Source organism: Enterobacter cloacae complex sp. ESBL7 (assembly GCF_041679625.1).
GTDB lineage: Bacteria > Pseudomonadota > Gammaproteobacteria > Enterobacterales > Enterobacteriaceae > Enterobacter > Enterobacter asburiae_B.
Window position 1 is genome coordinate 23,578 of record NZ_JBGORN010000012.1, and the last position, 12,148, is coordinate 35,725.

Annotated in this window: 11 protein-coding genes; 10 read left to right on the top strand and 1 reads right to left on the bottom strand. The window is 54.8% G+C overall.

What is annotated here, in order from left to right; translation table 11 throughout:
- The first annotated feature begins 33 nt into the window (after nucleotides 1-33).
- From atpG to phoU, 10 genes are all read left to right on the top strand, one after another.
- Nucleotides 34-897: a F0F1 ATP synthase subunit gamma gene (atpG, locus tag ACERY3_RS22595; RefSeq protein WP_008500191.1), complete on the top strand. Its 864-nt coding sequence runs from the start codon at nucleotides 34-36 to the stop codon at nucleotides 895-897.
- A gap of 31 nt (nucleotides 898-928) precedes the next feature.
- Nucleotides 929-2,311, top strand: coding sequence for a F0F1 ATP synthase subunit beta (gene atpD / locus ACERY3_RS22600; protein ID WP_006177559.1), 1,383 nt, complete (start codon nucleotides 929-931; stop codon nucleotides 2,309-2,311).
- A gap of 20 nt (nucleotides 2,312-2,331) precedes the next feature.
- On the top strand, nucleotides 2,332-2,751 hold the full coding sequence (locus tag ACERY3_RS22605; protein WP_006177560.1) for a F0F1 ATP synthase subunit epsilon: 420 nt from the start codon (nucleotides 2,332-2,334) through the stop codon (nucleotides 2,749-2,751).
- Between the two features lie 138 nt (nucleotides 2,752-2,889).
- Nucleotides 2,890-4,260: a bifunctional UDP-N-acetylglucosamine diphosphorylase/glucosamine-1-phosphate N-acetyltransferase GlmU gene (gene glmU / locus ACERY3_RS22610; RefSeq protein ID WP_058842018.1), complete on the top strand. Its 1,371-nt coding sequence runs from the start codon at nucleotides 2,890-2,892 to the stop codon at nucleotides 4,258-4,260.
- 362 nt (nucleotides 4,261-4,622) lie between these two features.
- Complete coding sequence (gene glmS / locus ACERY3_RS22615; RefSeq protein WP_023309792.1) at nucleotides 4,623-6,452, top strand: glutamine--fructose-6-phosphate transaminase (isomerizing); 1,830 nt, start codon at nucleotides 4,623-4,625, stop codon at nucleotides 6,450-6,452.
- A 321-nt stretch (nucleotides 6,453-6,773) separates the two neighbouring features.
- A complete protein-coding gene (gene pstS, locus ACERY3_RS22620; RefSeq protein ID WP_008500186.1) occupies nucleotides 6,774-7,814 on the top strand; it encodes a phosphate ABC transporter substrate-binding protein PstS in 1,041 nt (346 codons plus the stop codon).
- Between the two features lie 128 nt (nucleotides 7,815-7,942).
- A complete protein-coding gene (pstC, locus tag ACERY3_RS22625; RefSeq protein ID WP_023309793.1) occupies nucleotides 7,943-8,902 on the top strand; it encodes a phosphate ABC transporter permease PstC in 960 nt (319 codons plus the stop codon).
- The gene (pstA, locus tag ACERY3_RS22630) at nucleotides 8,902-9,792 is read left to right on the top strand and encodes a phosphate ABC transporter permease PstA (RefSeq protein ID WP_023309794.1); all 891 of its coding nucleotides are present in this window, start codon (nucleotides 8,902-8,904) and stop codon (nucleotides 9,790-9,792) included. Before pstC ends, pstA begins: the two co-directional genes overlap by 1 nt.
- Before the next feature lie 47 nt (nucleotides 9,793-9,839).
- Complete coding sequence (pstB, locus tag ACERY3_RS22635) at nucleotides 9,840-10,613, top strand: phosphate ABC transporter ATP-binding protein PstB (RefSeq protein ID WP_010426574.1); 774 nt, start codon at nucleotides 9,840-9,842, stop codon at nucleotides 10,611-10,613.
- A gap of 26 nt (nucleotides 10,614-10,639) precedes the next feature.
- Nucleotides 10,640-11,365, top strand: coding sequence for a phosphate signaling complex protein PhoU (gene phoU / locus ACERY3_RS22640; protein ID WP_008500182.1), 726 nt, complete (start codon nucleotides 10,640-10,642; stop codon nucleotides 11,363-11,365).
- Between the two features lie 94 nt (nucleotides 11,366-11,459).
- Here the strand turns inward: phoU and yieH are convergent, their stop codons facing one another.
- Nucleotides 11,460-12,125, bottom strand: coding sequence for a 6-phosphogluconate phosphatase (gene yieH, locus ACERY3_RS22645; protein WP_045888256.1), 666 nt, complete (start codon nucleotides 12,123-12,125; stop codon nucleotides 11,460-11,462).
- Nucleotides 12,126-12,148: the final 23 nt, after the last annotated feature.

Here is a 12,148-nt window from a genome sequence, read left to right on the forward strand (position 1 = left end):
CAGGACAAGCCGCCTGGCATTGAGGAGAAGCTCATGGCCGGCGCAAAAGAGATACGTAGTAAGATCGCAAGCGTCCAGAACACGCAAAAGATCACTAAAGCGATGGAGATGGTCGCCGCTTCCAAAATGCGTAAATCGCAGGATCGCATGGCGGCCAGCCGTCCTTATGCAGAAACCATGCGCAAAGTGATTGGTCACCTTGCAAACGGTAATCTGGAATATAAGCACCCTTACCTGGAAGAACGCGACGTTAAGCGCGTGGGCTACCTGGTGGTGTCGACCGACCGTGGTCTGTGTGGCGGCTTGAACATTAACCTGTTCAAAAAACTGCTGGCGGATATGAAAGCATGGTCTGAAAAAGGCGTTCAGTGCGATATCGCAATGATCGGCTCTAAAGGCGTCTCTTTCTTTAACTCCGTTGGTGGCAACATTGTCGCTCAGGTGACCGGTATGGGTGATAACCCGTCCCTGTCCGAACTGATCGGCCCGGTTAAAGTGATGTTGCAGGCCTATGATGAAGGCCGTCTGGACAGACTGTACGTTGTCAGCAACAAATTCATTAACACCATGTCTCAGGTTCCAACGCTCACTCAGATGCTGCCGTTACCGGCATCAGAAGATGACGAGCTGAAGCAAAAAGCCTGGGATTACCTGTATGAACCCGATCCGAAACCGCTGCTGGATACCCTGCTGCGTCGTTACGTTGAATCTCAGGTTTATCAGGGCGTTGTAGAAAACCTGGCCAGCGAGCAGGCCGCACGAATGGTGGCGATGAAAGCCGCGACCGATAATGGCGGCAGCCTGATTAAAGAGCTGCAGTTGGTTTACAACAAAGCTCGTCAGGCCAGCATTACTCAGGAACTCACCGAGATCGTCTCGGGGGCCGCCGCGGTTTAACCAGGTTTACGAATTACGTAGAGGATTCAAGATGGCTACTGGAAAGATTGTCCAGGTAATCGGCGCCGTGGTGGACGTCGAGTTCCCTCAGGACGCCGTACCACGCGTGTACGACGCGCTTGAGGTACAGAATGGTAACGAGAGCCTGGTGCTGGAAGTTCAGCAGCAGCTCGGCGGCGGTATCGTGCGTACCATCGCGATGGGTTCTTCCGACGGTCTGCGTCGTGGTCTGGAAGTAAAAGACCTTGAGCACCCGATCGAAGTCCCGGTAGGTAAAGCAACACTGGGTCGTATCATGAACGTATTGGGTCAGCCAATCGACATGAAAGGCGACATCGGTGAAGAAGAGCGTTGGGCTATCCACCGTGCAGCACCTTCCTACGAAGAGCTGTCAAGCTCTCAGGAACTGCTGGAAACCGGTATCAAAGTTATCGACCTGATGTGTCCGTTCGCGAAGGGCGGTAAAGTCGGTCTGTTCGGTGGTGCGGGTGTTGGTAAAACCGTAAATATGATGGAGCTGATCCGTAACATCGCGATCGAGCACTCCGGTTACTCCGTGTTTGCGGGCGTAGGTGAACGTACTCGTGAGGGTAACGACTTCTACCACGAAATGACCGACTCCAACGTTCTGGACAAAGTATCCCTGGTTTACGGCCAGATGAACGAGCCACCTGGAAACCGTCTGCGCGTTGCGCTGACTGGTCTGACGATGGCTGAGAAATTCCGTGACGAAGGCCGTGACGTTCTGCTGTTCGTTGATAACATCTATCGTTACACCCTGGCCGGTACGGAAGTATCTGCACTGCTGGGTCGTATGCCTTCAGCGGTAGGTTATCAGCCTACGCTGGCGGAAGAGATGGGTGTTCTTCAGGAACGTATCACCTCTACCAAAACCGGTTCTATCACCTCCGTTCAGGCGGTATACGTACCTGCGGATGACTTGACTGACCCATCTCCAGCAACCACCTTTGCGCACTTAGACGCAACCGTGGTACTGAGCCGTCAGATCGCGTCTCTGGGTATCTACCCGGCCGTTGACCCGCTGGACTCCACCAGCCGTCAGCTGGATCCACTGGTTGTTGGTCAGGAACACTACGACACCGCGCGTGGCGTACAGTCCCTGCTGCAGCGTTACCAGGAACTGAAAGACATCATCGCCATCCTGGGTATGGATGAACTGTCTGAAGAAGACAAACTGGTGGTAGCACGTGCGCGTAAGATCCAGCGCTTCCTGTCCCAGCCGTTCTTCGTTGCGGAAGTATTCACCGGTTCTCCGGGTAAATACGTTTCCCTGAAAGACACCATCCGTGGCTTTAAAGGCATCATGGAAGGCGAATACGATCACCTGCCGGAGCAGGCGTTCTACATGGTTGGTTCCATCGACGAAGCCGTGGAAAAAGCCAAAAAACTTTAACGCCTTAATCGGAGGGTGATATGGCAATGACTTACCACCTGGACGTCGTCAGCGCAGAGCAACAAATGTTCTCTGGTCTGGTCGAGAAAATCCAGGTAACGGGTAGTGAAGGTGAACTGGGTATTTTCCCGGGTCACGCACCGCTGCTCACCGCCATTAAGCCTGGTATGATCCGCATCGTTAAACAGTTCGGTCACGAAGAGTTTATCTATCTCTCCGGCGGCATTCTTGAAGTGCAGCCTGGCAGTGTGACCGTTCTGGCCGATACCGCTATCCGTGGACAGGATCTCGACGAAGCGCGAGCCCTGGAATCGAAGCGTAAGGCTGAAGAGCACATTAGCAGCTCTCATGGCGACGTGGATTACGCTCAGGCGTCTGCGGAGCTGGCCAAAGCGATCGCGAAACTGCGCGTTATCGAGTTGACCAAAAAAGCGATGTAACACCGGCTTGAAAAGCACAAAAGCCAGTCTGGATACCAGGCTGGCTTTTTTTTTCGGCCTTAATTCATGATGAAAAAGATGTAGAATTTTAAGCATCAAACGTTTTTACTTCACACTCAAACTACCGTCAGGATGCGTATGTCAAACAGTGCGATGAGCGTGGTGATCCTTGCCGCTGGCAAAGGGACCCGCATGTATTCCGATCTGCCTAAGGTGCTCCACACGCTTGCAGGAAAGCCAATGGTGCAGCATGTCATTGATGCAGCGAATGAACTGGGTGCCAGTCAGGTCCACCTGGTCTACGGCCACGGCGGCGATCTGCTTAAAAAGACGCTGAGCGATGACAAGCTCAACTGGGTGCTTCAGGCCGAACAGCTGGGCACAGGCCATGCGATGCAGCAGGCTGCGCCTTTCTTTGCGGATGACGAAGACATTTTGATGCTCTACGGCGATGTCCCGCTGATCTCCGTTGAAACCCTGACTCGCCTGCGTGAAGCCAAACCGCAGGGCGGTATCGGTTTGTTGACCGTCGTGCTGGACGATCCAAGCGGTTATGGCCGCATCACCCGTGAAAACGGCAACGTCACGGGTATTGTTGAGCATAAAGATGCCAGCGACGAACAGCGCCAGATTCAGGAGATCAACACCGGTATTCTGATTGCCAATGGCGCGGACATGAAGCGCTGGCTGTCTCAGCTCAACAACAACAACGCGCAGGGTGAATTCTACATCACCGACATCATTGCGATGGCGTACCAGGAAGGACGTGAGATTGCGGCGGTTCATCCGGCGCGCATCAGCGAAACCGAAGGGGTGAATAATCGTCTTCAGCTTTCCCGCCTGGAGCGCGTTTATCAGTCCGAGCAGGCCGAAAAACTGCTGCTGGCGGGCGTGATGCTGCGCGATCCGGCGCGTTTCGATCTGCGTGGTTCGTTATCTCACGGTCGTGACGTTGAAATTGATACGAACGTTATCCTCGAAGGTCACGTCACGCTGGGCAATCGCGTCAAAATTGGCGCCGGCTGCGTGATTAAAAACAGCGTCATCGGCGACGACTGCGAAATCAGCCCGTACAGCGTGGTAGAAGATGCCCGTCTGGATGCGGCCTGTACCATCGGCCCGTTTGCGCGTTTGCGCCCGGGCGCTGAGCTGCTGGAAGGCGCTCACGTGGGTAACTTCGTAGAGATGAAAAAAGCGCGTCTGGGTAAAGGCTCGAAAGCCGGTCATCTGACCTATCTGGGCGACGCGGAAATTGGCAATAACGTGAATATTGGTGCAGGGACTATTACCTGTAACTATGACGGCGCGAATAAGTTTAAAACCATCATCGGTGACGACGTGTTCGTTGGCTCCGATACGCAGCTGGTGGCGCCTGTTACCGTGGGTAACGGGGTGACTATCGCCGCCGGAACAACCGTTACGCGCGATGTGGCCGAGAACGAGCTGGTGTTAAGCCGCGTGCCGCAGGTCAGCAAGCAGGGCTGGAAACGCCCGGTTAAGAAAAAGTAACGGATTTACCCCTCACCCTAACCCTCTCCCCACAGGGGTGAGGGGATCGTTCGGTGTGGTGTTTTTCGCCCTCGCCCCTTTGGGGAGAGGGCCGGGGTGAGGGGATAATATAATCCTCCCCCCACAAGCAGTACCCATAAAAATAACCCCACTCTCTACAAGGCTCGGGGTGCCCGGAAAGGGCGTTACCCAAAGGATTTCGCGTTGTGGCAAGGCGGCAAGCGTATGAGTCCATGGGAGCTTACTTAAGTAAGTGACCGTGGCGAGTACGAGAAGCCAACGCAGCCGCAGCGTGAAAGACGCAGGGAAAATACAGGTCAGCGACAACGCAGGCATAATGCCTAAATTCGGAATCTAAAATTATGTGTGGAATTGTTGGCGCAGTTGCGCAGCGTGATATTGCTGAAATCCTTCTCGAAGGTTTACGTCGTCTGGAATACCGTGGTTACGACTCTGCCGGTCTGGCTGTCGTCGATGCAGAAGGTCATATGACCCGTCTGCGTCGTCTCGGTAAAGTGCAGATGCTGGCCCAGGCCGCGGAAGAACATCCGCTGCACGGTGGTACCGGTATTGCGCACACCCGCTGGGCGACGCACGGCGAACCGTCTGAAGGTAACGCGCACCCGCATGTGTCTGAACACATCGTGGTCGTGCACAACGGCATTATCGAAAACCACGAACCGCTGCGCGAAGAACTGAAAGCGCGCGGCTACACCTTCGTCTCTGAAACTGACACCGAAGTGATTGCTCACCTGGTGCACTGGGAGCTGGAGCAGGGTGGTACACTGCGTGATGCGGTGCTGCGTGCTATCCCTCAGCTGCGCGGTGCGTACGGTACGGTGATCATGGATTCCCGCGATCCGTCCACATTGCTGGCCGCGCGTTCCGGTAGCCCGATGGTTATCGGTCTGGGCATGGGCGAAAACTTCATCGCTTCTGACCAGCTGGCGCTCCTGCCGGTTACCCGTCGCTTTATCTTCCTCGAAGAGGGTGATATCGCGGAAGTGACCCGTCGCAGCGTGACCGTGTTCGATACCAAAGGCGAGCAGGTGAAACGTCAGGAGATCGAATCGAATCTGCAGTACGACGCGGGCGACAAAGGCGCTTACCGTCACTACATGCAGAAAGAGATTTACGAGCAGCCAAACGCCATCAAAAACACGCTGACCGGGCGCATCAGCCACGGTGAAGTGGATCTGAGCGAGCTGGGCGCAAACGCGAACGAACTGCTTGGCAAGGTCGAGCATATTCAGATCGTGGCCTGCGGCACCTCTTACAACTCCGGTATGGTTTCTCGCTACTGGTTTGAATCCCTGGCGGGCGTGCCGTGCGATGTGGAAATCGCGTCTGAATTCCGCTATCGCAAATCCGCGGTGCGTCGTAACAGCCTGATGATCACCCTTTCCCAGTCCGGCGAAACGGCGGATACGCTGGCAGCGCTGCGTCTGTCTAAAGAGCTGGGTTACCTGGGCTCGCTGGCTATCTGTAACGTTCCTGGCTCATCGCTGGTGCGTGAGTCCGATCTGGCGCTGATGACCAAAGCGGGCACAGAAATCGGTGTGGCCTCCACCAAAGCGTTTACCACTCAGCTGACCGTTCTGCTGATGCTGGTGGCGAAGCTTGCGCGTCTGAAAGGTGAAGATGCGTCCGTTGAGCACGACATCGTTCACGGCCTGCAGGCGCTGCCGAGCCGTATTGAGCAGATGCTGTCTCAGGACAAACGCATTGAAGCGCTGGCGGAAGATTTCTCTGACAAACATCACGCCCTGTTCCTGGGTCGTGGCGATCAGTATCCGATTGCGCTGGAAGGCGCGCTGAAGCTGAAAGAGATCTCCTACATTCACGCTGAAGCCTATGCGGCTGGCGAGCTGAAGCACGGCCCGCTGGCGCTGATTGACGCGGATATGCCGGTCATCGTTGTGGCACCAAACAACGAACTGCTGGAAAAACTGAAGTCTAATATCGAAGAAGTGCGCGCCCGCGGCGGTGTTCTGTACGTCTTCGCCGACAAAGATGCCGGTTTTGTCAGCAACGACAACATGCATATCATCGAGATGCCGCATGTGGAAGAGGTGATTGCACCAATCTTCTACACCGTTCCGCTGCAGCTTCTGGCCTATCACGTTGCGCTGATCAAAGGCACCGACGTTGACCAGCCGCGTAACCTGGCGAAATCGGTTACCGTAGAATAATCCCTTCAGGCTCCACCTTCGGGTGGAGCATTTTTATCCTGCCCGGCTTGTTTTTAATCAATCCTTTCTCGTTTTTAATAATGACAATTTGTCATCTTCAGCTACTTTTTTCAGTGTCACATAAAGAAAATATTTCAGAAAACGTCTTGTCATAAAAGCGGCTAACGCGATGAAAAATATGCTTTCTTTTGCTGATTTTTAAGTGAAATTTACGCTGTCATAAAACTGTCATAATTCGTACATTTATCTGTCACCTGTTTGTCCTATTTTGCTCATCGTAGCCACTAAACAACGATTTACGAAAATCTTGCAGGAGACATTATGAAAGTTATGCGTACCACTGTCGCAACTGTTGTCGCCGCGACCTTATCTCTGAGCGCGTTCTCTGTATTTGCAGAAGCAAGCCTGACTGGCGCTGGTGCAACCTTCCCTGCGCCGGTGTATGCCAAATGGGCGGATACCTACCAGAAAGAAACCGGTAACAAGGTTAACTATCAGGGTATCGGCTCCTCCGGTGGCGTTAAACAAATTACCGCGAACACTGTTGATTTCGGCGCATCAGATGCTCCGCTGTCTGATGACAAGCTGGCTCAGGAAGGCCTGTTCCAGTTCCCTACCGTGATCGGTGGTGTGGTTCTGGCCATCAACCTGCCGGGCGTGAAGTCGGGTGAGCTGGTGCTGGACGGCAAAACGCTGGGTGACATCTACCTGGGCAAAATCAAAAAATGGGATGACGAAGCGATCGCTAAACTCAACCCAGGCCTGAAGCTGCCTTCTCAGAACATCGCCGTGGTTCGCCGCGCGGATGGTTCCGGTACCTCTTTCGTGTTCACCAGCTACCTGGCTAAAGTGAACGAAGAGTGGAAATCTAAAGTCGGCTCCGGCTCTACCGTTAACTGGCCAACCGGTCTGGGCGGTAAGGGTAACGACGGTATCGCCGCGTTCGTACAGCGTCTGCCTGGCTCAATTGGTTACGTAGAGTATGCGTACGCTAAGCAGAACAACCTGTCCTACACCAAACTGGTTTCAGCCGACGGCAAACCGGTTAGCCCAACCGAAGAGAACTTTGCTAACGCGGCGAAAGGTGCTGACTGGAGCAAATCCTTCGCGCAGGATCTGACTAACCAGAAAGGCGAAGGTGCATGGCCAATCACCTCTACCACCTTCATCCTGGTTCACAAAGAGCAGAAGAAACCTGAGCAGGGCGCCGAAGTGCTGAAGTTCTTCGACTGGGCGTACAAAAACGGCGGCAAACAGGCTAACGCCCTGGATTACGCCACCCTGCCGGACAACGTGGTTGAGCAGATTCGCGCTGCATGGAAAACCAACGTGAAAGACAGCAGCGGTAAAGCGCTGTACTAACAGGATATATTTAACGAAGATGGCGGGTGGCGCTGCGCTTACCCGCCCTACGGTTTAAGCTGTAGGCCCGGTAAGCGTCAGCGCCACCGGGCATATTCGTAAAAACGTCTCAAACAGAAGAGTAATTTATGGCTGCAACCAAGCCTGCATTTAACCCTCCGGGTAAAAAAGGTGACATGATTTTCAGCGCGCTGGTGAAACTGGCTGCGCTGATTGTGCTATTGCTGCTGGGCGGCATTATCGTGTCTCTGATTTTCTCCTCATGGCCGAGCATCCAGAAATTCGGTTTTTCCTTCCTGTGGACCAAAGAGTGGGACGCGCCGAACGACATCTACGGTGCCCTGGTGCCGATTTACGGCACGCTGGTGACCTCGTTCATCGCCCTGCTGATTGCGGTTCCGGTGAGCTTTGGTATTGCCCTGTTCCTGACGGAGCTGGCGCCGGGCTGGCTGCGACGCCCGCTGGGTATTGCTATCGAACTGCTGGCGGCCATTCCAAGTATCGTTTACGGCATGTGGGGCTTGTTCATCTTTGCTCCGCTGTTCGCCACGTATTTCCAGGAACCGGTCGGTAACGTGCTTTCCGCCATTCCGTTTGTGGGGGCCCTGTTCTCTGGCCCGGCTTTCGGTATCGGCATTCTGGCGGCAGGTGTGATCCTCGCCATCATGATTATTCCTTACATTGCGGCGGTTATGCGCGATGTCTTCGAACAAACGCCGGTGATGATGAAAGAGTCGGCCTACGGCATCGGCTGCACCACCTGGGAAGTTATCTGGCGCATTGTCCTTCCGTTCACCAAAAATGGGGTGATCGGGGGCGTGATGCTGGGTCTGGGTCGTGCGCTGGGTGAAACCATGGCGGTCACCTTTATCATCGGTAACACCTACCAGCTCGACAGCGCGTCGCTCTACATGCCGGGTAACAGTATTACCTCGGCGCTGGCGAATGAATTTGCGGAAGCGGAATCGGGGCTGCACGTGGCGGCGCTGATGGAGCTGGGTCTGATTCTGTTTGTTATCACCTTTATTGTTCTGGCGATTTCCAAGCTGATGATTATGCGCCTCGCTAAAAATGAGGGGGCACGCTAATGGCAACTCTCGAAATGCAAGCTACCGCTGAACTGGCGGAATCCCGCCGCAAAATGCAGGCCAGACGCCGCATGAAAAACCGTATTGCCCTGTCGCTCTCTATGGCGACAATGGCGTTCGGCCTGTTCTGGCTGGTCTGGATCCTCTTCTCGACGGTCGTTCGCGGGATTGACGGGATGTCACTGTCGCTTTTCACCGAAATGACGCCGCCGCCGAACACGGCGGGTGGTGGCCTGGCGAATGCCCTGGCGGGCAGCGGCTTGCTGATCCTCTGGGCAACGGTCTTCGGCACGCCGCTGGGCATCATGGCGGGCATCTACCTGGCTGAATATGGTCGTAAATCCTGGCTGGCGGAAGTCATTCGCTTCATCAACGACATTCTGCTGTCTGCACCTTCTATCGTCGTGGGGCTGTTTGTTTACACCGTGGTGGTGGCGCAGATGGAACACTTCTCGGGCTGGGCGGGTGTGATTGCACTGGCGCTGCTGCAGGTGCCGATTGTTATTCGAACCACCGAGAACATGCTGAAACTGGTGCCGGACAGCCTGCGTGAAGCGGCCTATGCGCTGGGTACGCCGAAATGGAAGATGATCTCTGCGATTACGCTGAAGGCGTCCGTCTCCGGGATCATGACCGGTATCCTGCTGGCGGTTGCGCGTATCGCGGGGGAAACGGCGCCGCTGCTGTTTACGTCCCTCTCCAACCAGTTCTGGAGCACGGACATGATGCAGCCGATCGCCAACCTGCCGGTGACGATCTTTAAATTTGCGATGAGCCCATTCGCGGAATGGCAGCAGCTGGCCTGGGCCGGGGTGCTGATCATTACCCTTTGCGTACTGTTGCTGAACATTCTGGCGCGCGTCATTTTCGCGAAGAAGAAACACGGTTAATTTTTTACGGCGCGGCAGCTCGCGGCGCCGAATGAGGAAATGAGTCAATGAGTATGGTTGATACTGCCCCGGGTAAGATTCAGGTTCGTGATTTGAACTTCTACTACGGCAAATTCCATGCCCTGAAGAACATCAACCTGGATATCGCGAAGAACCAGGTCACGGCATTTATCGGTCCGTCCGGCTGTGGAAAATCCACGCTGCTGCGTACCTTTAACAAAATGTATTCGCTCTATCCGGAGCAGCGCGCTGAGGGTGAAATCATCCTGGACGGTGAAAACATTCTGACCCAGGCGCAGGATATCGCCCTGCTGCGCGCCAAAGTGGGGATGGTGTTCCAGAAACCAACGCCTTTCCCGATGTCCATTTATGACAACATCGCCTTTGGCGTGCGTCTGTTTGAAAAACTCTCCCGTGCCGATATGGACGAGCGCGTGCAGTGGGCTTTGACCAAGGCCGCATTATGGAACGAAACCAAAGATAAGTTGCACCAGAGCGGTTACTCTCTCTCCGGCGGTCAGCAGCAGCGTCTGTGCATTGCGCGCGGTATTGCTATTCGCCCGGAAGTGTTGCTGCTGGATGAGCCGTGTTCAGCGCTGGACCCGATCTCAACCGGCCGTATTGAAGAGCTGATCACCGAGCTGAAGCAGGATTACACCGTGGTTATCGTGACCCATAACATGCAGCAGGCTGCGCGTTGTTCCGATCACACGGCGTTTATGTACCTGGGCGAGTTGATTGAGTTCAGCGATACGGACGCGCTGTTCACCAGGCCCGCGAAGAAACAAACCGAAGATTATATTACTGGCCGCTACGGTTGATTTGCCTTAGTGCATGTGGAGAAACCATGGACAACCTCAATCTTAATAAACACATTTCCGGCCAGTTCAACGCAGAGCTGGAAAGCATTCGCACCCAGGTAATGACCATGGGCGGCATGGTCGAGCAGCAGCTTTCTGATGCGATTACGGCAATGCACAACCAGGACAGCGAGCTGGCGAAGCGCGTCATTGAAGGCGATAAAAACGTCAACATGATGGAAGTCGCTATCGACGAGGCCTGCGTGCGCATTATCGCGAAACGTCAGCCGACGGCGAGCGACCTGCGTCTGGTAATGGCGATCATCAAAACCATCGCCGAGCTGGAGCGTATTGGTGACGTTGCGGATAAAATCTGCCGCACCGCGCTGGAGAAATTCTCTCAGCAGCACCAGCCCCTGCTGGTGAGCCTGGAGTCGCTGGGCCGCCACACCGTGCAGATGCTGCACGACGTGCTGGATGCCTTTGCGCGTATGGACCTGGACGAAGCGGTGCGTATCTACCGTGAAGACAAGAAGGTCGACCAGGAGTATGAAGGCATCGTGCGTCAGCTGATGACCTACATGATGGAAGATTCACGTACGATCCCAAGCGTACTGACCGCCCTGTTCTGCGCGCGTTCCATCGAGCGTATCGGCGACCGCTGTCAGAACATTTGCGAATACATCTTCTACTTCGTGAAAGGTCAGGACTTCCGTCACGTGGGCGGCGACGAGCTGGACAAGCTGCTGGCGGGTAAAGATCCGAAAGAGTGATTTTTACCCTCACCCTAACCCTCTCCCACAGGGAGAGGGGACAATTCGGTTTTCTCCCTCTCCCCTGGGGAGAGGGTCGGGGTGAGGGGAAAACTCAGCGAGTAATATCCCACCCGCGCGCCTTCCACAGCGCTGGCAGCTGCGCCAGATCGGTAAAGGTCGTGACGTTGGGATGATCGATCGGCTTGTTGTGCGGGTCGGCGCAGAAGTAAAACACCTCCATTCCCGCATCAATCCCCGACTGCGCGCCCGCAGACGAGTCATCCACCAGAATACAGTTCTCTACGTTGACGTTCATCGCTTTTGCCGCATGGAACATCAGCGCCGGGTCTGGCTTCCAGCGCTGGATATCGTAGCCGCTGAACAGTTTTTCCGGGAAATGGTGTAACATCTCAAGCTTGCCCAGCGAGTGCTGCATTTTGCTGACCGGGCCGTTAGAGACGACGCAGACCGGCACCGTCATCGCATCCAGCAACGCGTTAGCCCCGGAGATAACCTCCAGCTCGGAGTCGAACAGGCGTGCGACCTCGGCGCGGTACACCGGTTCCAGATCGGCTTTCGCCAGATCCACACCGTGTTCTTCGTTAATGATGTCGATGATCTCGTAGAGCTTTACGCCCTTAAAGCGTTTAAACACCTCTTCGAGTTCCAGCGTAATGCCAAATTCCTGGAACATGGTGACATACGCGCGGGAACAAATGACCTCACTGTCGACCAGCGTACCGTCGCAGTCGAAAAATACCGCTTCAATTCCGGACATGCCTTTCCCTTTTAACAAGTTTA